This is a genomic window from Bacillus sp. FJAT-14266, assembly GCF_001719225.1.
Lineage (GTDB): Bacteria > Bacillota > Bacilli > Bacillales > Bacillaceae > Bacillus > Bacillus subtilis.
The window spans coordinates 1,418,272-1,444,831 of record NZ_CP017072.1; the positions used below are offsets into that span (position 1 = coordinate 1,418,272).

The following is a 26,560-nucleotide window of genomic DNA, read 5'->3' on the forward strand; positions in this document are numbered from 1 at the left end:
GAAAAATAAAATGTTTTCTAAATATGAATTACATACTGGGAGGTTTTTATTGTGGCACAAGGTGAAAAAATTACAGTCTCTAACGGAGTATTAAACGTACCAAACAACCCGATTATCCCATTTATCGAAGGAGACGGAACCGGTCCTGATATTTGGAACGCGGCTTCGAAGGTTTTGGAAGCAGCAGTAGAAAAAGCATACAAAGGCGAAAAGAAAATTACATGGAAAGAAGTTTACGCCGGAGAAAAGGCTTATAATAAAACAGGTGAGTGGCTCCCTGCTGAAACATTAGATGTGATCCGCGAATATTTCATCGCGATTAAAGGCCCGTTAACGACACCTGTCGGCGGCGGTATCCGTTCTTTGAACGTAGCGCTCAGACAAGAGCTTGACCTATTCGTCTGCTTAAGACCTGTAAGATACTTTACTGGAGTGCCGTCACCGGTAAAACGCCCTGAAGATACTGATATGGTCATCTTCCGTGAAAATACAGAAGATATTTACGCAGGCATCGAGTATGCAAAAGGCTCTGAAGAAGTGCAAAAGCTTATCAGCTTCCTTCAAAATGAGTTAAACGTCAATAAAATCCGTTTCCCTGAGACATCAGGTATCGGCATTAAGCCTGTTTCAGAAGAAGGAACAAGCCGCTTGGTCAGAGCTGCCATTGATTATGCGATCGAGCATGGCCGCAAATCTGTAACACTTGTTCACAAAGGAAACATCATGAAGTTCACAGAAGGCGCCTTCAAAAATTGGGGCTATGAACTTGCTGAAAAAGAATACGGAGATAAAGTCTTTACATGGGCTCAATATGACCGCATTGCTGAAGAACAAGGAAAAGATGCTGCCAACAAAGCGCAAAGCGAAGCGGAAGCAGCAGGAAAAATCATTATCAAAGACAGCATTGCTGACATTTTCCTTCAGCAGATCTTAACGCGTCCAAACGAGTTTGATGTCGTTGCGACAATGAACTTGAACGGAGATTACATTTCTGATGCTCTTGCTGCGCAAGTCGGCGGAATCGGCATTGCTCCTGGAGCGAACATCAACTACGAAACAGGACATGCGATTTTCGAGGCGACGCACGGAACGGCTCCTAAATATGCAGGCCTTGATAAAGTAAACCCATCTTCAGTTATTCTTTCAGGCGTTCTGCTTCTTGAGCATTTAGGATGGAACGAAGCGGCTGATTTGGTTATCAAATCTATGGAAAAAACAATCGCTTCCAAAGTCGTAACTTACGATTTTGCTAGATTAATGGACGGGGCGACTGAAGTGAAATGTTCAGAGTTCGGAGAAGAACTGATCAAAAACATGGACTAAGCAAGGAAAAAGCCTAAAACTAGCCATAAAGGAGAAGAGAGACATGGGAAATACTCGTAAAAAAGTTTCTGTTATCGGAGCAGGTTTTACCGGAGCTACAACTGCATTTTTAATCGCTCAAAAAGAGCTGGCAGACGTTGTTCTTGTTGACATTCCGCAATTGGAGAACCCGACAAAGGGAAAAGCGCTTGATATGCTTGAAGCAAGCCCGGTTCAAGGCTTTGACGCAAAAATTACGGGAACATCCAATTACGAGGATACAGCTGGCTCTGACATTGTTGTCATTACAGCCGGTATCGCAAGAAAACCTGGTATGAGCAGAGATGATCTGGTCTCTACAAACGAAAAGATTATGAGAAGCGTTACGCGGGAAATCGTGAAATATTCTCCTGACTCTATTATTGTGGTGCTGACAAATCCTGTTGATGCAATGACATACGCGGTGTACAAAGAATCAGGCTTCCCTAAAGAGCGTGTAATCGGCCAGTCCGGTGTGCTTGATACGGCAAGATTCAGAACATTTGTGGCAGAGGAATTAAACCTGTCAGTGAAAGATGTGACTGGTTTCGTACTCGGCGGACACGGTGACGATATGGTTCCGCTTGTGCGTTATTCTTATGCTGGCGGTATCCCGCTTGAAACTCTTATTCCGAAAGAACGGATTGACGCAATTGTGGAGCGCACTAGAAAAGGCGGAGGCGAAATCGTGAATCTTCTTGGAAACGGAAGCGCGTATTATGCGCCTGCGGCTTCTCTGACAGAAATGGTCGAAGCGATCTTGAAAGATCAGCGCCGCGTCCTTCCTACAATTGCTTATCTTGAAGGGGAATACGGCTATGAAGGCATCTACCTTGGTGTTCCTACAATTGTAGGCGGCAACGGTCTTGAGCAAATCATTGAACTTGAACTGACAGACTATGAAAGAGCGCAGCTGAATAAATCAGTTGAATCTGTCAAAAATGTCATGAAAGTATTATCCTAATAAAAAGAGAGAAAGGCTTGCTTAATACAGCCTTTCTCTTTTTACTATAAATGAAAGCGTTATCATAAGCGTCTTTATTTCTTTTAAAAATGATGTAAAAGGCGAATTGTCGGAATGTCCTGCTTTCGCTAAAATAAAATCATGAAACATGTTAAGATGACATAAAATAGAGAAATAGGATGTCGGGGAATTATAATACTGGAGGCACAGCATGAACAAGAAAATTTTAGTTGTGGATGATGAAGAATCTATTGTTACTCTTTTACAGTACAATTTGGAACGGTCAGGCTATGATGTCATTACCGCCTCGGATGGGGAAGAAGCACTCAAAAAAGCGGAAACAGAGAAGCCTGATTTAATTGTGCTTGATGTGATGCTTCCAAAATTGGACGGAATCGAAGTATGCAAGCAGCTGAGACAGCAAAAACTGATGTTTCCCATTTTAATGCTGACAGCGAAGGATGAGGAATTCGACAAAGTATTAGGGCTTGAGCTCGGTGCTGATGATTATATGACCAAGCCGTTCAGTCCAAGGGAAGTAAATGCGAGAGTCAAAGCGATTTTAAGGCGTTCGGAAATAGCTGCGCCCTCTAGTGAGATGAAGAACGATGAAATGGAAGGCCAGATCGTAATCGGCGATCTGAAAATCCTGCCTGATCATTATGAAGCGTACTTTAAAGAAAGTCAGCTTGAACTGACACCGAAAGAATTCGAACTGTTGCTCTATTTAGGCAGACATAAAGGCAGAGTTCTGACAAGAGACCTGCTGCTGAGCGCAGTCTGGAATTATGATTTTGCCGGAGATACGAGAATTGTTGATGTGCACATCAGCCATCTTCGCGACAAAATTGAAAACAATACCAAAAAACCGATCTACATTAAAACGATTAGGGGATTGGGGTATAAACTGGAGGAGCCAAAAATGAATGAATAAATACCGTGTGCGCCTTTTTTCTGTATTCGTTGTCTGTATGATTCTGGTGTTTTGTGTCCTCGGGCTGTTTTTACAGCAGCTTTTTGAAACATCTGATCAAAGGAAAGCAGAGGAACACATTGAAAAAGAAGCAAAATACTTGGCTTCGCTTCTTGATGCCGGCAATCTGAATAATCAAGCAAATGAGAAAATCATTAAAGATGCAGGCGGCGCGCTTGATGTGAGCGCATCCGTTATCGATACAGACGGTAAGGTGCTGTATGGGTCAAACGGTAGATCGGCTGATTCCCAAAAGGTGCAGGCGCTTGTTTCTGGCCATGAGGGTATTCTGTCAACAACAGATAACAAGCTTTATTACGGACTTTCACTTAGAAGCGAAGGTGAAAAAACAGGATATGTGCTGCTTTCCGCCTCTGAAAAAAGCGACGGCTTAAAAGGCGAATTGTGGGGGATGCTGACGGCCAGTCTTTGTACCGCATTTATCGTCATTGTTTATTTTTATTCCAGCATGACCTCACGTTATAAAAGGTCAATTGAGTCAGCGACAAATGTAGCCACAGAACTCTCTAAGGGCAACTACGATGCACGGACGTACGGCGGCTATATTAGGCGTTCTGATAAGCTAGGACATGCGATGAACAGCCTTGCCATTGATCTGATGGAAATGACGCGAACGCAGGAAATGCAGCGGGATCGGCTGCTGACAGTCATTGAAAACATTGGCTCCGGGCTGATTATGATCGACGGAAGAGGCTTTATTAATCTCGTAAACAGGTCTTACGCCAAGCAGTTTCATATCAATCCGAATCATATGCTGCGCCGTCTTTATCACGATGCATTTGAACATGAAGAAGTGATCCAGCTTGTCGAAGACATTTTTATGACGGAGACAAAGAAATGCAAGCTGTTAAGACTGCCGATCAAAATAGAACGGCGTTATTTTGAAGTGGACGGCGTTCCGATTATGGGGCCGGACGATGAATGGAAAGGAATTGTGCTTGTTTTCCATGACATGACGGAAACAAAGAAATTAGAGCAGATGAGGAAGGATTTTGTGGCCAATGTTTCTCATGAGCTGAAAACACCGATTACGTCCATAAAAGGGTTTACGGAGACGTTATTGGACGGGGCGATGGAGGATAAAGAGGCGCTTTCTGAATTTCTCTCTATTATTCTTAAGGAAAGCGAAAGGCTTCAGTCTTTGGTTCAGGATTTGCTCGATCTCTCAAAAATCGAGCAGCAAAATTTCACGCTCAGTATCGAAACGTTTGAGCCGGCCAAAATGCTTGTTGAGATTGAAACGCTTCTGAAGCATAAGGCGGATGAGAAAGGCATCTCCTTGCACCTGAATGTCCCGAAAGACCCTCAATATGTATCTGGTGACCCGTACAGGCTGAAACAGGTATTTCTTAATCTCGTAAACAATGCGTTAACCTACACGCCTGAGGGGGGCTCCGTGGCTATCAATGTAAAGCCCAGAGAAAAAGACATTCAGATTGAGGTTGCCGATTCTGGAATCGGAATTCAGAAAGAAGAAATTCCGCGCATCTTTGAACGCTTTTACCGCGTAGATAAAGACAGAAGCAGGAATTCGGGCGGAACCGGGCTGGGCCTTGCGATTGTCAAGCATTTAATAGAGGCTCATGAAGGGAAAATTGATGTCACAAGCGAGCCTGGACGGGGAACTGTCTTTACCGTGACGCTGAAACGGGCCGCTGAAAAGTCCGCCTAATGTTTACAAAGGTTTAACAATATCTTCATGCACTGTTAAACCTATGCTGGTAGGATGTAGTAGAACCCCTTCATCCAAGGAGCCAATTTTGACGGCGGGAACCTATTTGTGTTCCCGTCCTTTTTTGTGTCTTCTCTTATAGTTCACGTATTTTCCTTTCAAATTGAACTTTGTTAAAATAAGAGGAGCTAATGACTATGTAAGAGATGAATGGAAGCCTGAGGCTTCTTAGGAGGAAATTGAATGACGGAACGAAAAAAATTAGTGCTTGTAGACGGAAACAGTCTGGCTTACCGGGCGTTTTTTGCATTGCCGCTGTTAAGCAATGATAAAGGTGTTCATACAAATGCTGTATACGGCTTTGCGATGATTTTGATGAAAATGCTTGAGGATGAAAAACCGACGCACATGCTGGTTGCGTTTGATGCCGGGAAAACAACATTTCGTCACGGCACATTTAAAGAATATAAAGGCGGCAGACAGAAAACCCCGCCTGAGCTTTCCGAACAAATGCCGTTTATCCGCGAGCTGCTGGATGCCTACCAGATCAGCCGCTATGAACTGGAACAATATGAAGCGGATGATATTATCGGCACACTGGCCAAATCGGCTGAAAAAGACGGATTTGAAGTTAAGGTTTTCTCAGGAGATAAGGATTTAACCCAGCTGGCAACGGACAAAACGACAGTTGCCATTACGAGAAAGGGAATTACCGATGTTGAATTTTACACACCGGAGCATGTCAAAGAGAAATATGGGCTTACGCCTGAACAAATCATTGACATGAAGGGTCTGATGGGCGATTCCTCAGATAATATTCCGGGTGTGCCCGGCGTCGGAGAAAAGACTGCGATTAAGCTTTTAAAACAATTTGATTCCGTTGAAAAGCTGCTGGAGTCCATTGACGAGGTGAGCGGAAAGAAATTGAAGGAAAAGCTTGAGGAGTTTAAGGATCAGGCATTGATGAGCAAGGAGCTTGCGACAATTATGACGGATGCTCCGATTGAGGTATCTGTTTCCGGCCTGGAATATCAAGGCTTTAATCGTGAACAGGTCATTGCCATCTTTAAAGATCTTGGCTTCAACACGCTTCTTGAACGGCTTGGAGAAGACAGTGCAGAAGCAGAACAGGATCAATCGTTGGAAGACATTAATGTCAAAACAGTAACAGACGTGACAAGCGATATATTGGTGTCTCCATCCGCATTTGTCGTTGAACAGATTGGCGATAATTATCATGAAGAGCCGATCCTCGGATTTTCGATCGTAAATGAAACGGGAGCTTATTTCATTCCAAAAGACATTGCCGTTGAGTCTGAGGTGTTTAAAGAATGGGTGGAAAATGACGAGCAGAAGAAATGGGTCTTCGACAGCAAGCGGGCTGTTGTCGCTTTGCGCTGGCAGGGCATTGAGCTGAAAGGAGCCGAGTTTGATACGCTCCTTGCGGCTTATATCATCAACCCGGGCAATTCATATGACGACGTTGCGAGTGTGGCTAAGGATTACGGCCTGCATATCGTTTCAAGTGATGAATCAGTTTATGGAAAAGGAGCAAAACGGGCAGTGCCGTCAGAAGACGTACTGTCTGAGCACCTTGGCCGAAAAGCGTTAGCGATTCAAAGCCTTCGGGAAAAGCTCGTTCGGGAGCTGGAAAACAACGACCAGCTTGAACTGTTTGAAGAGCTGGAAATGCCTCTTGCGCTTATTCTCGGCGAAATGGAATCAACTGGCGTCAAGGTCGATGTTGACCGTTTAAAACGGATGGGTGAAGAACTGGGTGCGAAGCTGAAGGAATATGAAGAAAAAATCCATGAGATTGCGGGAGAGCCGTTTAACATCAATTCTCCGAAACAGCTAGGTGTCATCTTATTTGAAAAGATCGGCCTTCCTGTCGTAAAGAAAACGAAAACAGGCTATTCTACGTCTGCCGATGTGCTTGAAAAGCTGGCTGACAAGCATGATATTGTCGACTATATTTTACAGTACAGACAAATTGGCAAGCTTCAATCAACATATATCGAAGGGCTTTTAAAGGTGACGAGACCGGATTCGCATAAAGTGCACACGCGATTTAACCAGGCCTTAACGCAAACTGGCCGTCTCAGCTCGACTGATCCGAACCTGCAAAACATTCCGATCAGGCTTGAGGAAGGGCGGAAAATTCGCCAAGCTTTTGTGCCGTCTGAAAAAGACTGGCTCATTTTTGCAGCCGATTATTCACAAATCGAGCTGCGGGTGCTTGCCCATATTTCAAAGGATGAAAATCTGATCGAAGCTTTTACAAATGATATGGATATTCACACGAAAACGGCAATGGATGTGTTCCATGTCGCTAAGGATGAAGTGACATCTGCGATGAGACGCCAGGCGAAAGCGGTCAACTTTGGCATTGTATACGGGATCAGCGATTACGGTCTGTCACAGAACCTCGGCATTACCCGGAAGGAAGCGGGAGCATTTATCGACCGCTATCTGGAAAGCTTCCAAGGCGTAAAAGCGTACATGGAAGATTCAGTACAGGAAGCGAAGCAAAAAGGATACGTAACAACGCTTATGCATCGCCGCCGCTACATCCCTGAGCTGACGAGCCGGAACTTTAATATCCGAAGTTTTGCAGAGCGGACGGCCATGAATACGCCGATTCAAGGAAGCGCCGCTGATATTATCAAAAAAGCCATGATTGACATGGCTGCCAAGCTGAAAGAAAAAAAGTTGAAAGCAAGGCTTCTGCTTCAAGTACACGATGAATTGATTTTTGAGGCGCCAAAGGAAGAAATTGAAATTCTTGAAAAGCTTGTTCCTGAAGTGATGGAGCATGCGCTTGCATTAGATGTGCCGTTAAAGGTGGACTTTGCATCAGGCCCATCTTGGTACGATGCGAAATAAACAGAGATAGGAAGTGATGGATGTGCCGGAATTACCAGAGGTTGAGACGGTCCGGCGCACTCTGACCGGGCTTGTAAAGGGAAAAACAATCAAATCGGTAGAGATCAGATGGCCGAATATCATCAAACGGCCTGCCGAACCGGAGGAATTTGCGCGAAAACTAGCAGGAGAAACGATACAGTCCATCGGAAGACGGGGAAAGTTTTTACTGTTTCATTTAGATCATTATGTTATGGTTTCTCACCTTCGAATGGAAGGAAAATACGGTCTTCATCAAGCCGAGGAGCCTGACGATAAACACGTGCATGTCATATTCACGATGACGGATGGAACCCAGCTCCGGTACAGGGATGTGCGGAAATTTGGAACCATGCACTTATTTAAACCGGGAGAAGAAGCGGGCGAGCTCCCGCTTTCTCAGTTAGGTCCGGAGCCGGATGCAGAAGAATTTACGAGTGCGTATTTAAAAGAACGGCTTGCGAAAACAAACCGCGCTGTCAAAACTGCCCTACTGGATCAAAAAACGGTAGTTGGACTAGGAAATATTTATGTGGATGAGGCTCTTTTCAGAGCGGGTGTTCATCCCGAGATAAAAGCAAATCAATTATCAGATAAAACAATCAAAACCCTTCACGCTGAAATCAAAAACACTCTGCAGGAGGCGATTGATGCGGGCGGAAGCACAGTCCGTTCATATATCAACTCCCAAGGGGAAATCGGAATGTTCCAGCTGCAGCATTTTGTGTACGGAAAAAAAGACGAGCCATGCAAAAATTGCGGAACGATGATTTCGAAAATTGTCGTTGGAGGAAGAGGCACGCATTTTTGCGCAAAGTGCCAGAAAAAAAAGTAGCATAATGCTTCATCGTCCAAGCTGTCGGTGCATATATCAGTAACTCTGTAATGGAGGATGCCATTTTCGAAACACGGATTTTTCACTTTCCCATATATATGATTGTGATGAATCCCGGGCATTTCACATCTGATACAAGAGCACCAACAGAAAGGAAGAAACGGATATGCAAATGGTTTCTATACTGCTGCTGGCGTTGGCTGTCAGCTTGGACAGTTTTTCAGTCGGATTTACGTACGGATTGAGAAAAATGAAAATACCGTTTAAAGCGATTTTGGTTATCGCCTGCTGTTCCGGTGCTGTCATGTTTATATCCATGCTGATCGGAAGCTTTCTCACGAAGTTTTTTCCTGTATATGTGACGGAGAAGCTTGGCGGTTTGATATTGGTTGGAATCGGTGCGTGGGTTCTGTATCAATTTTTCAAACCGGCAAAAGATAAAGAATACCTATTGCATGAAAAAACACTGCTTAATTTAGAGGTTCGGTCATTAGGAATTGTGATTCATATTTTGAGAAAACCCATGAGTGCGGATATCGACAAATCGGGTGTGATCAATGGAATTGAGGCGGTCTTATTGGGATTTGCCTTATCGATTGATGCCTTTGGAGCAGGTATAGGCGCAGCCATTCTCGGTTTTTCGCCGATTGTGATGAGCATCGCCGTGGCAATCATGAGCTCGCTGTTTGTATCAATTGGAATCAATGCCGGCCATTTTCTGTCTAAGTGGAAATGGATCGATAAAATGGCGTTTTTGCCGGGGCTTCTATTAATCACGATTGGGCTCTGGAAATTGTAAAAAGGAGTGGATCTCTTGACCTTAGTCATTGGTTTAACGGGAGGAATAGCTAGCGGCAAAAGCACGGTAGCCAATATGCTGATTGAAAAAGGAATAACAGTTATAGATGCAGATATCATTGCAAAACAAGCGGTAGAAAAAGGGATGCCGGCCTACCGGCAAATCATTGACGAATTCGGTGAAGACATACTGCTCTCAAATGGCGATATAGATAGAAAAAAGCTTGGAGCGCTGGTATTTACAAATGAACAAAAACGTCTCGCTTTAAATGCAATTGTTCATCCCGCAGTCAGGCAGGAAATGCTCAATCGCCGTGATGAAGCCGTTGCAAATCGGGAGGCATTTGTTGTATTGGATATCCCGCTATTGTTCGAAAGCAAATTGGAATCATTGGTTGATAAAATTATCGTGGTCAGTGTGACAAAAGAGCTTCAACTGGAACGTCTGATGAAGCGCAATCAGCTGACGGAAGAAGAAGCAGTCAGCCGTATCCGCTCTCAAATGCCCTTAGAGGAAAAAACAGCAAGAGCAGATCAAGTCATCGATAACAGCGGCACGCTTGAAGAGACCAAAAGGCAGCTTGATGAAATCATGAACAGCTGGGCATAATTCAAAAAACACCGTTCATATTGAACGGTGTTTTTTTTGCCATTAAAAATCAAAGTTGTCCGGATCAGGACCGACGCGCAAGTTTTCATTCAGTGCATCGATTCGGTTCATGTCATCCTGCGTTAATTCAAAGTCAAATACGCTTGCATTTTCTTTAATGCGGTGTTCCTTCGTTGATTTAGGAATCGTAATGATGCCATGCTGCAGATCCCAGCGCAAGATAATTTGTGCGACAGATTTGTTATATGTTTGAGCGATGTCAGCCAATACAGGATGATCCAGCAGCTGCCCCTGCATTAAAGGTGACCAAGCCTCCATCTGGATGCCCTGATTTTGGCAGTATCTTATCAACTCTTTTTGTGTGAGGCGCGGGTGAAATTCCACTTGGTTAATCATAGGCTTAATTTCAGCTGCTGTCATCAGATCTTCAAGATGGTGAATTTGGAAGTTGCTTACGCCAATCGCTTTGATACGGCCTTCTTTATACAGCGTTTCAAGCGCTCTCCAAGCTTCTTTATACTTTCCTTCTACAGGCCAGTGGATGAGGTATAGATCCAAATAATCCAGACCGAGTTTGGACAGACTTGTTTCAAACGCGGCGAGTGTTTCTTCGTAGCCTAAATCCGCATTCCATACTTTTGATGTGATAAACAGATCCTCTCTTGAAATGCCTGCTTCTTCAATGCCTTCCCGAATCCCTTCTCCGACTCCAGCTTCATTTCCATAGATTGCTGCAGTATCAATACTGCGGTACCCGTGAACAATGGCAGTTTTAACTGCGTTTACCAGTTCAGATCCTTCTTCCACTTGGAACACGCCGAGGCCGAACCAAGGCATTTCCACCCCATTATGAAGTGTTGCTTTTGCTTGTAAATGTGTTGTCATGTTCATTTCCTCCTTTAAAATTGTCAGGCTTCCTGCCGATCTCGTTTTTCCATTAAGCGGCTCCAGCCTGTTAAAATGACTGCACCGACCACCATTAATCCGCCTATCCAAGCGGTATGAATCAATCCGATTGAATCGGTGATCACACCGCCAAGGTATGACCCAAGCGCGATTCCTGCATTAAAGGCAGCGATATTCATCGCGGATGCGACGTCAACTGCACTCGGGACAAAACGCTCAGCCAGCATGACGACATACACCTGAAGGCCGGGCACGTTCATAAAGGCCAGCAATCCCATACAGAGAATGGTAATGAGCCCTGCTGTTTGATACGGGGCTGTAAATGTCAGTACGAATAGAACAATTGCTTGTACGATAAACATATAGAATAAAGCGGCAATCGGATTTCGGTTTGACAGCTTTCCGCCAATCATATTGCCGATAGCAATAGCTATTCCGTATCCGAGCAGAATCACTGCAACAGTCCCGGCTTTGAAGCCTGTTACTTCCTGAAGCAGGGGAGACAGATACGTGAACACAACGAATGTTCCTCCGTATCCAAGCGCTGTAATGACAAATAAAAGCAATAACCGGCTGTTTGTCACAAGCTTCAATTGATCCCGCATCGTTGTTTTCGTCCCTTTTCGTAATTTGGACGGTACAAGAATGCCATTTGTAATGAAAGCAATGATTCCGACGGCGATAATGACCATAAAGGCGAAACGCCAGCCGAACTGCTGGCCGATAAATGTCCCAAAAGGAACTCCGGTTACAGTTGCCACAGTGAGGCCGGTAAACATAATTGAAATCGCGCTAGCCCTTTTATCTTCCGGGACAATATCCGCTGCGATTGTCGAACCGATCGACATAAACACACCGTGCGAAAATGCCGATATCACACGTGCTGCTAGTAAAATCCCGATGCTTGAAGCGGTTGCTGCCATCGTATTACCGGCAATAAAAATAAACATGATCCAAAGCAATAGTGTCTTACGCGACATGCTTGAGGTCAATGAAGTTAATATAGGTGCCCCAAATGTAACGCCGAGCGCATAAAGGGAAACGGTTAATCCTGCTGTCGTGACTGGAATATGCAGGTCATCAGCAATGAGCGGCAAAAGGCCGACACTGATAAATTCAGTTGTCCCTATTGCGAATGCACTTACGGCCAAAGCCAGTAGTGCAGGAATACTGCTTTTGGCTGAAGTCATGATGTTCCTCCTTTGTAAGATGTGTTGTATGATTGAAATTCTGCCGAGTAAGCTATATAAATAAAAAAGAGCAGATTCAAATCAGCCGGCAAATGTGATTATGAAACATATCGTTAAGAAATAAAAGTACGTACTTTGAAGTGCTATAGTCACTTTTTGGTGCCTGTGAGGAGAATGGATTGTATGGAGAAGAAAAAATATAACATTTCTGTTGAAGCGACTCTTGAAGTGATTGGAGGGAAATGGAAATGCGTCATTTTATGCCATTTGACGCACGGAAAAAAACGCACAAGCGAATTAAAACGCCTAATGCCCAATATCACGCAAAAAATGCTGACTCAGCAGCTGCGCGAGCTGGAAGCGGACGGTGTCATTAACCGAATCGTATATAATCAAGTTCCTCCCAAAGTGGAATATGAGCTCAGCGAATACGGCCGCAGCTTAGAAGGGATTTTAGATATGCTGTGTGCTTGGGGAGCGAATCATATTAACAGAGTGTACGGGGATACATTTTCTGTGCTAGAAGAAAGTGTGCTCAATGATAAGTTAAAACAGGAATCATAAAGCATGAGGGCAGTCAGTGCGGAGCGCTGGCTGCTTTTTGGTTCTTACGCCTGATATTCTGTGCAAGAAAACATAAGATGCATCATAAATTAGCGTTATAATCGTTGATTTTTATCAATATGTACTGGCGAATTTGTTTTAATGTGTTATACTAATTTTAGATAGTAACAAATTAGGATGGCATAATTGATAAGGGGTGTCCAACATGAAGGTAAAAGTAGCGATCAACGGGTTTGGAAGAATCGGAAGAATGGTTTTTAGAAAAGCGATGTTAGACGATCAAATTCAAGTAGTGGCCATTAACGCCAGCTATTCCGCAGAAACGCTGGCTCATTTAATAAAGTATGACACAATTCACGGCAGATACGACAAAGAGGTTGTGGCTGGTGAAGACAGCCTGATCGTAAATGGAAAGAAAGTGCTTTTGTTAAACAGCCGTGATCCAAAACAGCTGCCTTGGCGGGAATATGATATTGACATAGTCGTCGAAGCAACAGGGAAGTTTAATGCTAAAGATAAAGCGATGGGCCATATAGAAGCAGGTGCAAAAAAAGTGATTTTGACCGCTCCGGGAAAAAATGAAGACGTTACCATTGTGATGGGCGTAAATGAGGACCAATTCGACGCTGAGCGCCATGTCATTATTTCAAATGCGTCATGCACGACAAATTGCCTTGCGCCTGTTGTAAAAGTGCTGGATGAAGAGTTTGGCATTGAGAGCGGTCTGATGACTACAGTTCATGCGTATACGAATGACCAAAAAAATATTGATAACCCGCACAAAGATTTGCGCCGGGCGCGGGCTTGCGGTGAATCCATCATTCCAACAACAACAGGAGCGGCAAAGGCGCTTTCGCTTGTGCTGCCGCATCTGAAAGGAAAACTTCACGGCCTCGCCTTGCGTGTCCCTGTTCCGAACGTCTCATTGGTTGATCTCGTTGTTGATCTGAAAACGGATGTTACGGCTGAAGAAGTAAACGAGGCATTTAAACGCGCTGCCAAAACGTCGATGTACGGTGTACTTGATTACTCAGATGAACCGCTCGTTTCGACTGATTATAATACGAATCCGCATTCAGCGGTCATTGACGGGCTTACAACAATGGTAATGGAAGACAGGAAAGTAAAGGTGCTGGCGTGGTATGACAACGAATGGGGCTACTCCTGCAGAGTTGTTGATCTAATCCGCCATGTAGCGGCACGAATGAAACATCCGTCTGCTGTATAAAATAAGGTCATGGACACATTTTAAAGAAAAAACCCTTAACAGCATATTTCTGAAAAAACGCACCTTGCAAATTAGACTTAAACACAGTATACTATTTTTCGTGAACTTCTTGCTTGAGACTGTTTCGGAATTACTTAAAGGGTTAGGACCTCTCCGGACTAACTTTCCCCCGTGGTAAATGGCCGACCCAGTTGTTGGAATTTCACTTTTTAATTCTTGTTAAGGGGGGTCCATGACTATGGAAACAATGGGGCGTCACGTTATCTCCGAGCTATGGGGATGCGATTTTGATAAGCTGAATGACATGGATTTTATTGAAAAAACGTTTGTAAATGCTGCTCTAAAATCAGGTGCTGAGGTGCGCGAGGTTGCATTTCACAAATTTGCACCGCAAGGCGTAAGCGGAGTTGTGATTATTTCTGAATCACACTTAACGATTCACAGTTTTCCTGAGCACGGATATGCGAGCATTGATGTTTATACTTGTGGAGACTTAGATCCTAATGTCGCTGCTGATTACATTGCAGAGGCATTACATGCTGATACAAGAGAAAACATTGAAATACCAAGAGGAATGGGGCCTGTGCAAATTAAACAGGCGCAAGCGAAAGTACTATAAAGTAAATTGCGAACACAAAGGGAGCTGAAGCTAGAAAGCCATTATGCGCTTTTTAGCTTATGCTCCTTTTATTTTTATAAAGAAACGAGAGTGTCAGCTTTTTCTTTTTTCATTTTTTTTGTAAAATAAGAAGGAGATTTTCACAAACCACCTAATGCTATAGAAACAAATTTAACAACGGCTCTCCCGACAGATGCTGTCACATCTATTTTTAAAAGGCGGAGGCTGCCGAAAATACATTGCAGGGAACGATATAGTTGGGAGCTGATTTTATTGAAATGTCCTTCATGCCAGCATAACGGAACACGAGTCCTTGATTCACGGCCTGTGGATGACGGAAAGTCGATTCGCCGAAGACGCGAGTGCGAATCCTGCCACTACCGGTTTACGACCTTTGAGAAAGTGGAGGAAACCCCGCTCATCGTTGTGAAAAAAGAAGGTGTGCGTGAGGAATTCAGCAGAGAAAAAATGCTGCGCGGCCTCATAAAAGCATGTGAAAAAAGGCCTGTTTCACTCAAAACGCTTGAAGACATGTGCTTTGATATTGAAAAAGAACTTCGCAATCAAGGCTGCTCCGAGGTGAAGAGTGAGCTCGTCGGAGAAATGGTCATGGACCGGCTGGCTAAGATTGACGAAGTCGCATATGTGCGGTTCGCGTCCGTCTATCGGCAGTTTAAAGATATAAACGTCTTTATCGATGAATTAAAAGACTTAATAAAGAAAGAGCGTTAAAAGAGCTAAGAGGATTCTTCTAGCTCTTTTCTCATGTGCAAAATTGGCATTTGATAGATATAAGAAACGGTGTAAAATGAAAGGTAGAAACAAATTCGGAAGGTTTGAGAATGTATGGCTGACTATTGGAAAGATGTACTGCCTGTAGACCCGTATGTGGTTAAAAGCAGATCGATGCTGCAGGATATTGACAGACAAATTATTACACAACTGTACCAGCCCTTAATCGGCCCTGTTGCATTCTCTCTTTATATGACATTGTGGGGAGAGCTTGAACAAAACCGTCTGTGGGGCGGAGAGTCCACACATAGACAGCTGATGGGGATGACACAGTCCAACTTAAAAACGATCCATCAGGAACAGGGGAAGCTCGAGGGCATCGGATTGCTGAAAGTATATATGAAAGAATCCGAGCGGCAGGAGCGCCTCTTTATATATGAACTCCTTCCGCCGCTCAGACCAAATGAATTTTTTGAAGACGGAATGCTGAATGTTTTTCTGTATAATAGGGTCGGAAAAACGAAATATCAGCAATTAAAACAATTTTTTACGCACCCGGCCATTTCAGAAGATGCGAAGGACATTACGCGTCCGTTTAATCATGCGTTTGAATCGCTGCAGCCGAGTGAATGGAAGCTCACATCCGATATGGAGGAAACGGTAAGGCTTGCCGAGGGGTCCGAGTATACTTCTGTCGGACAGTCTCCGTCCTACACCATAACGGAGGATGTGTTTGATTTTGATTTGTTTTTAGCGGGACTTTCTGAGACGATGATACCGAGAAAAGCGATGACCCAGCAGGTGCGGGACACAATCAAAAAGCTTTCTTATCTGTACGGAATTGACCCTTTGCAAATGCAAAATGTTGTGATGAGCGCAATTGATGAGCGTGACGTCATTACGACGGAGGCATTAAGAAAAGCGGCGAGCGACTGGTATCAAATTGAAAGAAACGGACAGCTGCCCGATTTGGTGGAAAAAACACAGCCGGTGCATCTGCGTGAAGGCGAACAACCGGCAGAAGAGGATTCTCTGGATGGGAAGCTGATTGCATTGCTGGAGGCGATTTCCCCGAAGAAGCTTCTGCAGGACATTGCTGACGGAACAGAGCCGTCAAAAGCTGATCTGAAGATCATAGAAGAAATTATGTTCGAACAGAAGCTCGAGCCAGGCGTCACAAATGTGTTAATTTATTATGTCATGCTGAAAACCGACATGAAGCTGTCGAAAAACTATATCCAAAAAATCGCTTCGCATTGGGCACGCAAAAAGGTGAAAACGGTCAGGGAAGCGATGAAGCTCGCAATAGAAGAAAACCGCCAGTATCTTGAATGGGCTGAGGGAAAAACAAAGTCTTCGAAACGAAACCAAAAAGTGATTCGTGAAGAAAAGCTTCCTGATTGGATGACAGAAAAGGAAACAGCGTCCGATTCAGAATCCGGACAGCAGAAGCTGCATCCGCAGGATTTGGAAGAACAGAAGAAAAAGATGATGGAAGAAATGCAAAAACTGAAAAAATACTCTGCCTATTAAAGACAGAGATGCGGGGTGAAGGAATAGATGGAACCAATCGGCCGTTCCCTGCAGGGCGTAACCGGCAGGCCGGATTTCCAAAAACGTCTTGAACAAATGAAGGAAAAAGTCATGAAAGATCAAGATGTTCAAGCATTTTTGAAGGAAAACGAAGAAGTGATTGACCAAAAAATGATCGAAAAGAGCTTAAATAAGCTTTATGAATATATCGAACAAAGCAAGAATTGCTCCTATTGTTCGGAAGATGAAAACTGCAACAATTTGTTGGAGGGCTACCATCCGAAGCTTGTTGTCAATGGGAGGTCTATTGATATCGAGTATTACGAATGTCCAGTCAAACGGAAGCTCGACCAGCAGAAGAAACAACAGTCTCTTATGAAAAGCATGTATATCCAGCAGGATCTTCTTGGAGCGACGTTCCAGCAAGTTGATATCAGTGACCCAAGCAGACTCGCGATGTTTCAGCATGTTACAGACTTCCTGAAAAGCTATAATGAGACGGGAAAAGGGAAAGGATTATATTTATACGGGAAATTTGGGGTAGGAAAAACGTTTATGCTCGCTGCAATTGCCAATGAGCTGGCGGAAAAAGAGTATTCCTCCATGATTGTTTATGTGCCTGAATTTGTGAGAGAGCTTAAGAATTCGCTGCAAGACCAGACATTGGAAGAGAAGCTCAATATGGTAAAGACCACACCCGTATTAATGCTTGATGACATCGGAGCAGAATCAATGACAAGCTGGGTAAGGGATGAGGTCATCGGAACGGTGCTTCAGCACAGAATGTCCCAGCAGCTGCCAACGTTCTTTTCTTCTAATTTCTCACCTGACGAGCTGAAGCATCATTTTACGTATTCGCAGAGGGGAGAAAAAGAAGAAGTAAAAGCTGCAAGATTAATGGAGCGGATATTATATTTGGCTGCTCCGATCCGCCTTGACGGAGAAAACCGCCGACATCCATAATTGCTGTGGTTCAAAGGGGAAGGAACTGAGGGTATGAAACGAAAAACGGCTGTCAAATGGCTGGCAGTGCTTGCAGGTGCTGGTTTACTCTATTGGGGAAATAAAACGTATTTGAATGTATCGCCGAAAGAAATCAGGGTATGGGTATTGTCGTTCGGAGTCTTTGCACCTCTGATGTTTATCGGGATATCCATCGTCAGGCCACTTGTTTTATTTCCGGTGTCTGTTATTTCAATAGCTGGCGGACTTGCGTTTGGCCCGCTTCTCGGCACGCTTTATACGTTATTCGGTTCGATGTGCGCTTCAGCTGTTTCGTTTTTTGCGGCTGGTTTGTTTTCGGCGAAAAAGAACGGGCATTACGAAAGGCTTGAAGCCATACAGAAGCAAATGGAGGATAACGGATTTTTCTATATCTTTCTTTTGAGAATCCTGCCGATCAATTTTGATTTCGTCAGCTATGCGGCAGGCCTTTCCAATGTCAAAGCGCTGCCGTATTTTGCCGCAACGGCTGTGGGAATCATCCCTGGGACGATTGCGCTTAATGTGCTGGGTGCGAGCTTTTTGGCTGGCAATCTGCCCGCTTTCTTTATGGTGCTCGCTTTGTATATCGTGTTTATCTCATTGCCGTTCATCTTCAGAAAGAAAATGCAAAACTTGTTCCAAGAATCAAATTAAGATTTGCCAATGACCTTTACGTCTATTTTAAAAACATCCCCCATATACTTGTAACAGATGCCGTAAGGGGGGACAAACATGCTTGAAATAATCTTTGAAGATGACCATGATGCAGCCGCTTTTTTACATCTCATTCAGCATTCGGACGATCGGAACAATATCATTGTCCGTGAAGGCATACGAAAAATCGGGATTGAAAAAGCGAATCCGGCTTTTCCTATTCAGCGTTTTATGGAGCCGATTCTGGTCAAATTTTTTTTGGAATGCAAAGAAGACGAGCATATGCTGTCATTGATTGAGGAAACGTATTGTTTCACGGACCAGGATGAACAGCAGCAAATCCTTCAGCTCGCACACAGTATTATTGAAGGTGAAGCAGACGATCTTCCGTTTGAGCCGCTGAAGCTTTCACGGAAACAATCAATTTTGGATGAACTCCAAACGATCTGTTTAGAGGAAGGAGTATTTTACATTCGCTCCTTTCAGACCTTCCGACTTGGATCATACTATAAGCAGCTGAGAGATATTACAGAAGCAGCGATTGATGAATATAAGATGGAACAGGAATATCAAAACTTTATTCAAACACTCAGAGACTATGTGGACGCCAAACAGCCGCGAATCAAAAAAGTGCATATTGTCCATGATGGTTCCTTTACATTATGGGAGCTGCGCTATGTGCCGGAACGGGAAAAAATGAAATACATAGACAGAAGATTTGTCCGGGATCATCCTATGTATATTGATTCTCATTTGCTCGCGCCGCTGATTTCCATTGCGCCTGATGAAGTCGTGCTTTATACCGACCAGCCCGAGCACATGATGGCAAGGACCATTCAAAACGTATTTCAAGAGAGAGTGGAAATGCTCCCGCTGCATGCTTTTACAGATGCAGAAATACCGGTGAAGCACTCGGAAGGATGAGGGCCGGCAGCCTGTCTATTTAAGGCTGTCGGTTTAAAAAAGGAAACGCGATCGTGTTGATTTTTTGGATTGAACAATTTATAATACATAGGAGATTAAGAAAGACACACGTATTGATAAGGACACGAAGGAATGATACCAGCTCAAAGAGAGGGAAGCCCTGGCTGCAAGCTTCCCAGCTAAGGACCATTCGCTTTACCGCCTTTGAACTTCAGCTGTGAACCTCTTGAAAAGGAACAGTAATGGCTGACGGGAACTCCCGTTACAGAGCTTAGAGCCGCAGGTGCCGTATTGGCTTTGCGGAAAAAAGGGTGGAACCACGATTCCGTTTATTCAACCTCGTCCCTTTCATAGGGGGCGGGGTTTTTATATGCAAAAAAAGGAGTGACAAAGATGTCAGATATGGTAAAAATCACATTTCCTGATGGAGCAGTCAAGGAGTTTGCGAAAGGAACAACAACAGAAGATATCGCGGCATCCATCAGTCCGGGATTAAAGAAAAAATCATTAGCCGGAAAACTGAACGGAAAAGAAATCGATTTGAGAACGCCGATCAATGAAGACGGTACAGTGGAAATCATTACAGAAGGCTCAGAAGAAGGTCTTCAAATTATGCGCCACAGTACGGCTCACTTGCTGGCTCAAGCGATTAAACGCATCTACAAGGATGTTAAATTCGGCGTCGGTCCGGTTATCGAAAACGGGTTTTACTACGATGTAGAAATGGACGAAGCGATTACACCGGAGGATCTGCCGAAAATCGAGAAAGAAATGAAAAAAATCGTTAATGCGAACCTTCCGATCGTTCGAAAAGAAGTCAGCCGTGAAGAAGCGAAAGCCCGTTTTGCGGAAATCGGCGACGACCTGAAGCTTGAACTATTGGATGCGATTCCTGAAGGAGAAACCGTTTCGATCTATGAGCAAGGCGAATTCTTTGACCTGTGCCGCGGCGTCCATGTTCCTTCAACCGGAAAAATCAAAGAATTTAAGCTGTTAAGCCTTGCAGGCGCATACTGGCGCGGTGACAGCAAAAACCAAATGCTTCAGCGCGTATATGGTACAGCTTTCTTCAAAAAAGCTGATCTTGAAGAGCATCTTCGTATGCTAGAAGAAGCGAAAGAACGCGACCACAGAAAGCTTGGCAAAGAATTAAAGCTGTTCGCGAACTCTCAAAAAGTCGGACAAGGCCTGCCGCTTTGGCTGCCAAAAGGCGCAACAATCCGCCGCGTCATCGAGCGCTACATTGTCGATAAAGAAATCAGCCTCGGCTATGAGCACGTATACACACCTGTGCTAGGCAGCAAAGAGCTGTATGAAACATCAGGACACTGGGATCATTATCAGGAAGGCATGTTCCCTCCGATGGAAATGGACAATGAAACACTTGTATTGCGTCCGATGAACTGTCCGCACCATATGATGATTTACAAACAAGACATTCACAGTTACCGCGAGCTTCCGATTCGTATTGCAGAGCTTGGAACGATGCACCGCTATGAAATGTCAGGTGCGCTGTCAGGACTTCAACGGGTACGCGGAATGACGTTAAATGATGCACACATCTTTGTGCGCCCGGATCAAATTAAGGATGAGTTTATCCGTACAGTCCGTTTAATCCAGGATGTTTATGAAGACTTCGGTTTAAGTGATTACACATTCCGTCTGTCTTACCGCGATCCGGAAGATACAGAGAAATATTTTGATGACGATGAAATGTGGAACAAAGCGCAATCCATGCTGAAAGAGGCAATGGACGAAATCGGCCACGACTATTACGAAGCAGAAGGTGAAGCGGCATTCTACGGACCTAAACTTGATGTTCAGGTGAAAACTGCGATCGGAAAAGAAGAAACACTGTCTACGGTTCAGCTTGATTTCTTATTGCCGGAACGTTTCGACCTGACATACATCGGTGAGGACGGCAAGCAGCACCGTCCGGTTGTCATTCACAGAGGTGTCGTTTCAACAATGGAACGCTTTGTTGCTTTCTTAATCGAAGAACACAAAGGCGCGCTGCCGACATGGCTTGCACCGGTTCAGTTCCAAGTCATCCCGGTTTCTCCGGCTGTGCATTTAGACTACGCGAAAAAAGTGCAGGAACGCCTGCAATGTGAAGGCCTGCGTGTTGAAGTCGACAGCCGCGATGAAAAAATCGGCTACAAAATCCGTGAAGCGCAAATGCAAAAAATCCCGTACATGCTGGTGGTCGGTGACCAAGAAGCAGAAAACGGAGCGGTAAACGTGCGTAAATACGGAGAACAGAACTCTGAAACCATTTCACTTGATGAGTTTGTGAAAAAGGCAGTAGCTGAAGCGAAAAAATAAAATAAAAAAGCATGATCTCATTGAAGAGATCATGCTTTTTTTATTTCTCTAATATAGGAAACAAATCATGAAGGCTGCTGATGATGTAATCAGGCTTTACGTCAGTTTCGTTTTTCTTATCAGTCCGGTTGATCCAAACGGTTTTGATTCCGGCTCTTGAAGCGCCTAAAATATCAGTATTCAAATTATCGCCGACCATGATGGCATCGTCTTTTTCAATATTCATCAGCTTAAGGCAGTGTTCAAAAATTGAAACATCCGGCTTGCCCTTGCCGAATGCGCCCGAGATGACGATTTCATTGAAGTAAGGAGCGAGCTCAGGCACGCCGGCAAGCTTCTCCTTTTGCAGACTAGGATCGCCATTTGTCAAAAGCAATAATTCATACTTGCCTTTTAATTGATCGAGTACAGCAAAAGTTTCATCATATACAAACGGGCGCTTTCTGCGCTCTGCCGCAAAAAACTCTCCCAAGTATTCGCCATATGCAGGATCATCGATCCCAAGCGCTTTCAGTCCGTTGGTCCATGCATTTCTTCTGTACTCCGGCACAATCTTGTTCAGCTTTTGAAAGCCTTCACTGATTGGCTCTGAGAAATTGGACCACAGTCCTTCAAACGGGTTAATGCCGATCATCACTGTATATGGATACGTCTCATATGACATGTACAATTCTCTCGCCGCTTCGCGAACAGCTGCTTCGAATTCCTCAGGGGCAAGGCCATATTTTTTCTCCGCCTGTAAGCAAGTTTCTGCAAATGTTGTTCTGACGCTTTTTTCGTCCCAAAGTAGTGTATCATCTAAATCAAAAAATACGGCTTTCATGATCTTCTCCTCTGCTTCAGATTCAAATCTTTCTGCCAAAAGGCTCATGTTTTATTTTACAATAGATAAAAGCCTTGTGAAATATGTTTTCAGACGATTTTAAAAAAACAGTCAGCCGCAAAACGAAAACATGCTAGAATGAAAACGGAAAGAACAGGTGACATGAATGATTCATTTAATGATTATGATGCTGGAGAGAGTGGGGATTATTGTTATATTAGGGTTCATTCTCGCCCATACGAAACTTTTCAGACAAGCTCTTCAGAATCAGGACGGCTATAAAGGAAAAGCGATTTTAATTTCTATTTTTTCTCTTTTCAGCATCATCAGCAATTATACAGGCATCGAAATTCAAAGAAATATGATTGTAAACAATGACTGGGTGTTTACGATAGATCCATCGGGCTCTATCGCGAATACCCGTATTTTGGGCGTGGAAATCGGGGGCCTTCTCGGAGGTCCTTTTGTAGGGGCTGGGATCGGCATACTTGCGGGCCTGCATCGTTTTTCACTCGGTGGCAGCACGGCCTTAAGCTGTGCCGTCTCATCTATTTTAGCGGGTGTTCTTGCAGGCTTGATCGGCAGGTATTTTACGAAGCGATATCGAATGCCGACACCGCGCATCGCCGCTCTTGTGGGAATCGGCATGGAGTCACTGCAAATGATCATTATTTTGCTGATGGCAAAGCCGTTCAGTGACGCTTGGGAGCTTGTCAGCATGATCGGAATTCCGATGATACTCATCAATGGAACAGGCAGTTTTATTTTTCTGTCTATTATTCAAGCGATCATTCGCAAGGAAGAACAGGCAAGAGCTCTCGAAACGCATCGAGTGCTGACGATTGCTGATCAGACACTTCCATTTTTTCGCCAAGGATTAAATGAAAACTCCTGTAAAAGTGTAGCGGCTATTATCCATAAGCTGACAGGAACAGATGCGGTGTCTCTCACTGATAAAGAAAAGATCCTTGCGCATGTCGGTGCGGGAATGGATCACCACATCCCATCGAAAAGTTTGATCACCGGCCTGTCCAAAAAGGTGATTAAAACAGGGCATATTATGAAGGCGATTTCGCAGGAAGAGATTGAATGCACGCATGCTGAATGCCCTTTGCACGCTGCAATTGTTCTGCCGCTGACATCGAACGGCAATACAATCGGCACCTTGAAAATGTACTTTAAAAGCCCGGCAGGCCTGAGTCAGGTAGAGGAGGAACTTGCCGAGGGGCTGGCCATGCTGTTTTCGACACAGCTTGAGCTTGGGGAAGCAGAGCTGCAAAGCAAACTTCTCAAGGATGCTGAAATTAAAGCGCTTCAAGCACAGGTGAATCCGCATTTTTTATTTAATGCGATCAACACGATTTCTGCGCTATGCCGTACAGATGTTGAAAAAACCCGTAAGCTCCTATTGCAGCTCAGTGTTTATTTTCGTTCAAACCTTCAAGGAGCGAGACAGCTGCTGATTCCGCTCTCAAAGGAGCTGAACCATCTTAACGCCTATTTGTCATTAGAACAGGCGCGTTTTCCCGGGAAATATAAAATTGAGCTTAAGATCGACACAAGACTGGAGCAGATTGAAATCCCTCCGTTTGTTTTGCAGGTGCTTGTCGAGAACGCGCTTCGGCACGCGTTTCCGAAAAAACAAGACATATGCAAGGTTACAGTCTGTGTCTTATCTGATGATGCATCCGTCTATATGAAGGTGGCGGATAACGGACGCGGAATTCCGCCGGACGTCTTGCCGGAACTGGGAAAGAAACCGTTTCCGTCTAAGGAGGGAACCGGTACAGCGCTTTATAACCTAAATCAGCGGCTGATCGGTTTATTCGGACAGCAGGCTGCACTGCATATCAGCAGTGAGGTTCATAAAGGGACAGAGGTTTCCTTTCAAGTGCCAATGCAACAGATGAAAGAGGGAGAAGAACATGCTCAGGGTGTTAATAGTTGATGATGAGATGCTGGCAAGGGATGAACTGGCTTACTTGCTTAAGCGGACCAATGAGGAAATGGAAATCAATGAAGCGGAAAATATCGAATCCGCATTTGACCAAATGATGGATCAAAAACCTGATTTGCTGTTTTTAGACGTTGATTTATCCGGAGAAAACGGTTTTGATATCGCAAAGCGATTGAAGAAAATGAAGCATCCTCCTGCTGTTGTGTTTGCGACAGCGTATGACCAGTATGCGCTCAAAGCGTTTGAGGTGGACGCTCTTGATTATTTAACCAAGCCTTTCGATGAAGAAAGAATTCAGCAAACGCTGAAAAAATATAAAAAAGTCAATCGGGATATTGTAGAAACAGAGCAAAACAGCCATGCCGGCCAGCACAAGCTCGCGCTATCTGTGGGGGAATCGATTGTGATCGTGGATACGAAGGACATTATCTATGCGGGAACAGAAGATGGTCATGTCAATGTAAAAACCTTCGATCATTCTTATACGGTCAGCGATACACTCGTTGTGATTGAGAAAAAGCTGCCGGATTCTGATTTTATCCGCGTCCATCGGAGCTTTGTCGTGAATACCGAATATATTAAAGAAATTCAGCCATGGTTTAATTCAACGTATAATTTGATCATGAAAGACGGATCGAAAATACCGGTCAGCCGGACATATGCGAAGGAATTGAAAAAGCTGCTCCATATTTGATGGGCGGCTTTTTGCATTTCAGCCATTTGATTCTGCAACTCAGACCCGCTATTCGGCATGTTATCTTGTAAGCGCTTTATAACAGGGGATTCTTATTTATAATGAGGGTACCAAAGAGAAAGAGGTGAAGAAAATGAGTGCTAAAAAAGTGTACGGGTTTTTAACACAAGCATTTATTTTTGCCGTCATTATGCTGGTTTCAAATATGATTGCCGCTATTGTCCCAATACCTATCCCGGCATCGGTTGTAGGGTTGGTCTTATTATTTCTCCTATTATGTTTGAAAGTCATTAAACTGGAACAAGTGGAGACGCTCGGAACGTCTTTAACCTCTCTGATCGGATTTTTATTTGTTCCATCAGGTATATCTGTTATGAATTCGCTTGGTGTGATGCAGCAATACGGCCTGCAAATTGTTCTTGTCATTCTGCTCGCAACGATTATTTTGCTGGGGGCTACGGGATTGTTTTCTCAGCTGATTCTTTCGCTGAGCGGAAAACGCAAAACCGCAGCGGACATGAAAACAAAAACAGTGCAAAGCCCGCAGAACAATAACGAACTCGTTCACCATTAAGGGAAACAGGAGGTTCTTCACATGGAAAGCACAATGAGTCCTTATTTTGGAATTGTCGTATCACTTGCTGCATTCGGCATCGGCACCTTTTTATTTAAGAAAACGAAAGGCTTCTTCCTTTTCACTCCTTTGTTTGTTGCCATGGTGCTGGGGATCGCATTTTTAAAAATCGGCGGTTTTTCCTACGCGGATTATAATAACGGGGGAGAGATCATTAAGTTTTTCCTTGAACCGGCAACGATCGCATTTGCAATTCCTTTGTACAAACAAAGAGATAAGCTTAAAAAATACTGGTGGCAAATCATGGCCTCCATTATTGCCGGCTCTATCTGCTCTGTCACGATTGTTTATTTGCTCGCTAAAGGCATTCATCTCGATTCGGCCGTAATGAAAAGCATGCTTCCGCAGGCGGCTACAACGGCAATTGCGCTTCCTTTATCAAAAGGCATCGGGGGCATCAGCGACATCACAGCCTTTGCGGTCATCTTTAACGCTGTCATCGTATATGCGCTCGGAGCATTGTTCTTGAAGGTGTTTAAAGTGAAAAATCCGATTTCTAAAGGATTGGCTCTTGGAACATCCGGACATGCACTTGGTGTAGCGGTCGGGATTGAGATGGGAGAAGTTGAAGCTGCGATGGCAAGTATTGCTGTTGTCGTAGTAGGAGTGGTAACGGTTCTGGTCATCCCTGTGTTCGTGCAGCTGATCGGAGGATAAGCCAAGGCTGAATGCCTT

Annotated in this window: 23 protein-coding genes and 1 pseudogene; 21 read left to right on the forward strand and 3 right to left on the reverse strand. The window is 44.2% G+C overall.

Annotated elements, in window-relative coordinates; genetic code table 11:
* Nucleotides 1–51: 51 nt before the first annotated feature.
* The 8 genes and pseudogenes from icd (at nt 52) to coaE (ending at nt 10,118) form a co-directional block, all read left to right on the forward strand.
* Nucleotides 52–1,323: an NADP-dependent isocitrate dehydrogenase gene (icd, locus tag BGM23_RS07340; protein ID WP_003229433.1), complete on the forward strand. Its 1,272-nt coding sequence runs from the start codon at nt 52–54 to the stop codon at nt 1,321–1,323.
* 43 nt (nt 1,324–1,366) lie between these two features.
* Entirely contained in the window at nt 1,367–2,305 is a 939-nt protein-coding gene (mdh, locus tag BGM23_RS07345; RefSeq protein WP_003237775.1) for a malate dehydrogenase, read from the forward strand.
* Between the two features lie 211 nt (nt 2,306–2,516).
* Nucleotides 2,517–3,239 (forward strand): two-component system response regulator PhoP, encoded by a 723-nt coding sequence (gene phoP, locus BGM23_RS07350; protein ID WP_003229442.1) that lies wholly within the window; start codon nt 2,517–2,519, stop codon nt 3,237–3,239.
* Nucleotides 3,232–4,971 carry a sensory box histidine kinase PhoR gene (phoR, locus tag BGM23_RS07355; protein WP_014480538.1) on the forward strand — a complete coding sequence of 580 codons (1,740 nt, stop codon included), beginning with the start codon at nt 3,232–3,234 and terminating at the stop codon, nt 4,969–4,971. Before phoP ends, phoR begins: the two co-directional genes overlap by 8 nt.
* Nucleotides 4,972–5,214: 243 nt before the next feature.
* Entirely contained in the window at nt 5,215–7,857 is a 2,643-nt protein-coding gene (polA, locus tag BGM23_RS07360) for a DNA polymerase I (RefSeq protein WP_038429446.1), read from the forward strand.
* Between the two features lie 22 nt (nt 7,858–7,879).
* Nucleotides 7,880–8,710: a DNA-formamidopyrimidine glycosylase gene (mutM, locus tag BGM23_RS07365; RefSeq protein WP_019712903.1), complete on the forward strand. Its 831-nt coding sequence runs from the start codon at nt 7,880–7,882 to the stop codon at nt 8,708–8,710.
* A gap of 148 nt (nt 8,711–8,858) precedes the next feature.
* Nucleotides 8,859–9,509: pseudogene (gene ytaF, locus BGM23_RS21295) on the forward strand (sporulation membrane protein YtaF); the annotation flags it as partial.
* Nucleotides 9,510–9,524: 15 nt separating this feature from the next.
* The gene (gene coaE / locus BGM23_RS07380) at nt 9,525–10,118 is read left to right on the forward strand and encodes a dephospho-CoA kinase (protein ID WP_004398928.1); all 594 of its coding nucleotides are present in this window, start codon (nt 9,525–9,527) and stop codon (nt 10,116–10,118) included.
* Nucleotides 10,119–10,160: 42 nt separating this feature from the next.
* Here the strand turns inward: coaE and ytbE are convergent, their stop codons facing one another.
* Both ytbE and BGM23_RS07390 read right to left on the reverse strand, forming a co-directional pair.
* The gene (ytbE, locus tag BGM23_RS07385; RefSeq protein ID WP_003229455.1) at nt 10,161–11,003 is read right to left on the reverse strand and encodes an aldo/keto reductase YtbE; all 843 of its coding nucleotides are present in this window, start codon (nt 11,001–11,003) and stop codon (nt 10,161–10,163) included.
* A gap of 23 nt (nt 11,004–11,026) precedes the next feature.
* On the reverse strand, nt 11,027–12,214 hold the full coding sequence (locus tag BGM23_RS07390) for an MFS transporter (protein ID WP_015251485.1): 1,188 nt from the start codon (nt 12,212–12,214) through the stop codon (nt 11,027–11,029).
* 183 nt (nt 12,215–12,397) lie between these two features.
* Here BGM23_RS07390 and BGM23_RS07395 point away from each other — a divergent pair, with 183 nt between their 5' ends.
* From BGM23_RS07395 to thrS, 9 genes are all read left to right on the forward strand, one after another.
* Entirely contained in the window at nt 12,398–12,778 is a 381-nt protein-coding gene (locus tag BGM23_RS07395; RefSeq protein WP_003229458.1) for a winged helix-turn-helix transcriptional regulator, read from the forward strand.
* Nucleotides 12,779–12,983: 205 nt separating this feature from the next.
* Nucleotides 12,984–14,006: a glyceraldehyde-3-phosphate dehydrogenase gene (locus BGM23_RS07400; RefSeq protein ID WP_003229459.1), complete on the forward strand. Its 1,023-nt coding sequence runs from the start codon at nt 12,984–12,986 to the stop codon at nt 14,004–14,006.
* A gap of 238 nt (nt 14,007–14,244) precedes the next feature.
* The gene (gene speD / locus BGM23_RS07405) at nt 14,245–14,625 is read left to right on the forward strand and encodes an adenosylmethionine decarboxylase (protein ID WP_003223584.1); all 381 of its coding nucleotides are present in this window, start codon (nt 14,245–14,247) and stop codon (nt 14,623–14,625) included.
* A gap of 273 nt (nt 14,626–14,898) precedes the next feature.
* On the forward strand, nt 14,899–15,357 hold the full coding sequence (gene nrdR, locus BGM23_RS07410; RefSeq protein WP_003223586.1) for a transcriptional regulator NrdR: 459 nt from the start codon (nt 14,899–14,901) through the stop codon (nt 15,355–15,357).
* 114 nt (nt 15,358–15,471) lie between these two features.
* Nucleotides 15,472–16,890, forward strand: a complete 1,419-nt coding sequence (dnaB, locus tag BGM23_RS07415; protein WP_003229464.1) for a replicative helicase loading/DNA remodeling protein DnaB — start codon at nt 15,472–15,474, stop codon at nt 16,888–16,890.
* 27 nt (nt 16,891–16,917) lie between these two features.
* Nucleotides 16,918–17,853 carry a primosomal protein DnaI gene (gene dnaI, locus BGM23_RS07420; protein ID WP_003229466.1) on the forward strand — a complete coding sequence of 312 codons (936 nt, stop codon included), beginning with the start codon at nt 16,918–16,920 and terminating at the stop codon, nt 17,851–17,853.
* Nucleotides 17,854–17,886: 33 nt separating this feature from the next.
* The gene (locus BGM23_RS07425) at nt 17,887–18,528 is read left to right on the forward strand and encodes a TVP38/TMEM64 family protein (protein ID WP_003229468.1); all 642 of its coding nucleotides are present in this window, start codon (nt 17,887–17,889) and stop codon (nt 18,526–18,528) included.
* Between the two features lie 78 nt (nt 18,529–18,606).
* Complete coding sequence (gene ytxC, locus BGM23_RS07430) at nt 18,607–19,452, forward strand: putative sporulation protein YtxC (protein ID WP_003229471.1); 846 nt, start codon at nt 18,607–18,609, stop codon at nt 19,450–19,452.
* Between the two features lie 393 nt (nt 19,453–19,845).
* Nucleotides 19,846–21,777, forward strand: a complete 1,932-nt coding sequence (gene thrS / locus BGM23_RS07435; RefSeq protein ID WP_046663890.1) for a threonine--tRNA ligase — start codon at nt 19,846–19,848, stop codon at nt 21,775–21,777.
* Nucleotides 21,778–21,817: 40 nt separating this feature from the next.
* Here thrS and BGM23_RS07440 read toward each other — a convergent pair whose 3' ends face one another.
* The gene (locus BGM23_RS07440; RefSeq protein WP_004398978.1) at nt 21,818–22,600 is read right to left on the reverse strand and encodes an HAD family hydrolase; all 783 of its coding nucleotides are present in this window, start codon (nt 22,598–22,600) and stop codon (nt 21,818–21,820) included.
* 166 nt (nt 22,601–22,766) lie between these two features.
* On the opposite strand from BGM23_RS07440, the gene lytS reads away from it, so the two are divergent.
* The 4 genes from lytS (at nt 22,767) to lrgB (ending at nt 26,542) form a co-directional block, all read left to right on the forward strand.
* A complete protein-coding gene (lytS, locus tag BGM23_RS07445; protein ID WP_019712906.1) occupies nt 22,767–24,548 on the forward strand; it encodes a two-component system sensor histidine kinase LytS in 1,782 nt (593 codons plus the stop codon).
* Nucleotides 24,526–25,251 (forward strand): two-component system response regulator LytT, encoded by a 726-nt coding sequence (gene lytT, locus BGM23_RS07450; protein WP_015251493.1) that lies wholly within the window; start codon nt 24,526–24,528, stop codon nt 25,249–25,251. The genes lytS and lytT overlap by 23 nt, the downstream gene beginning before the upstream one ends.
* 133 nt (nt 25,252–25,384) lie before the next feature.
* On the forward strand, nt 25,385–25,825 hold the full coding sequence (gene lrgA / locus BGM23_RS07455; protein ID WP_014477620.1) for an antiholin-like murein hydrolase modulator LrgA: 441 nt from the start codon (nt 25,385–25,387) through the stop codon (nt 25,823–25,825).
* A 21-nt stretch (nt 25,826–25,846) separates the two neighbouring features.
* Entirely contained in the window at nt 25,847–26,542 is a 696-nt protein-coding gene (gene lrgB / locus BGM23_RS07460; protein ID WP_003229482.1) for an antiholin-like protein LrgB, read from the forward strand.
* The last annotated feature ends 18 nt before the right edge of the window (nt 26,543–26,560 follow it).

What these genes read in the sequence shown, in the direction of transcription:
- BGM23_RS07390 (WP_015251485.1), bottom strand. Translation starts at nt 12,214, where the DNA reads ATGACTTCAGCCAAAAGCAGTATTCCTGCACTACTGGCTTTGGCCGTA.
- lrgB (WP_003229482.1), top strand. Translation starts at nt 25,847, where the DNA reads ATGGAAAGCACAATGAGTCCTTATTTTGGAATTGTCGTATCACTTGCT.
- BGM23_RS07425 (WP_003229468.1), top strand. Translation starts at nt 17,887, where the DNA reads ATGAAACGAAAAACGGCTGTCAAATGGCTGGCAGTGCTTGCAGGTGCT.
- BGM23_RS07400 (WP_003229459.1), top strand. Translation starts at nt 12,984, where the DNA reads ATGAAGGTAAAAGTAGCGATCAACGGGTTTGGAAGAATCGGAAGAATG.
- BGM23_RS07440 (WP_004398978.1), bottom strand. Translation starts at nt 22,600, where the DNA reads ATGAAAGCCGTATTTTTTGATTTAGATGATACACTACTTTGGGACGAA.
- mdh (WP_003237775.1), top strand. Translation starts at nt 1,367, where the DNA reads ATGGGAAATACTCGTAAAAAAGTTTCTGTTATCGGAGCAGGTTTTACC.
- lrgA (WP_014477620.1), top strand. Translation starts at nt 25,385, where the DNA reads ATGAGTGCTAAAAAAGTGTACGGGTTTTTAACACAAGCATTTATTTTT.
- ytxC (WP_003229471.1), top strand. Translation starts at nt 18,607, where the DNA reads ATGCTTGAAATAATCTTTGAAGATGACCATGATGCAGCCGCTTTTTTA.
- dnaB (WP_003229464.1), top strand. Translation starts at nt 15,472, where the DNA reads ATGGCTGACTATTGGAAAGATGTACTGCCTGTAGACCCGTATGTGGTT.
- polA (WP_038429446.1), top strand. Translation starts at nt 5,215, where the DNA reads ATGACGGAACGAAAAAAATTAGTGCTTGTAGACGGAAACAGTCTGGCT.
- thrS (WP_046663890.1), top strand. Translation starts at nt 19,846, where the DNA reads ATGTCAGATATGGTAAAAATCACATTTCCTGATGGAGCAGTCAAGGAG.
- phoR (WP_014480538.1), top strand. Translation starts at nt 3,232, where the DNA reads ATGAATAAATACCGTGTGCGCCTTTTTTCTGTATTCGTTGTCTGTATG.
- BGM23_RS07395 (WP_003229458.1), top strand. Translation starts at nt 12,398, where the DNA reads ATGGAGAAGAAAAAATATAACATTTCTGTTGAAGCGACTCTTGAAGTG.
- dnaI (WP_003229466.1), top strand. Translation starts at nt 16,918, where the DNA reads ATGGAACCAATCGGCCGTTCCCTGCAGGGCGTAACCGGCAGGCCGGAT.
- lytT (WP_015251493.1), top strand. Translation starts at nt 24,526, where the DNA reads ATGCTCAGGGTGTTAATAGTTGATGATGAGATGCTGGCAAGGGATGAA.
- lytS (WP_019712906.1), top strand. Translation starts at nt 22,767, where the DNA reads ATGATTCATTTAATGATTATGATGCTGGAGAGAGTGGGGATTATTGTT.
- phoP (WP_003229442.1), top strand. Translation starts at nt 2,517, where the DNA reads ATGAACAAGAAAATTTTAGTTGTGGATGATGAAGAATCTATTGTTACT.
- speD (WP_003223584.1), top strand. Translation starts at nt 14,245, where the DNA reads ATGGAAACAATGGGGCGTCACGTTATCTCCGAGCTATGGGGATGCGAT.
- ytbE (WP_003229455.1), bottom strand. Translation starts at nt 11,003, where the DNA reads ATGACAACACATTTACAAGCAAAAGCAACACTTCATAATGGGGTGGAA.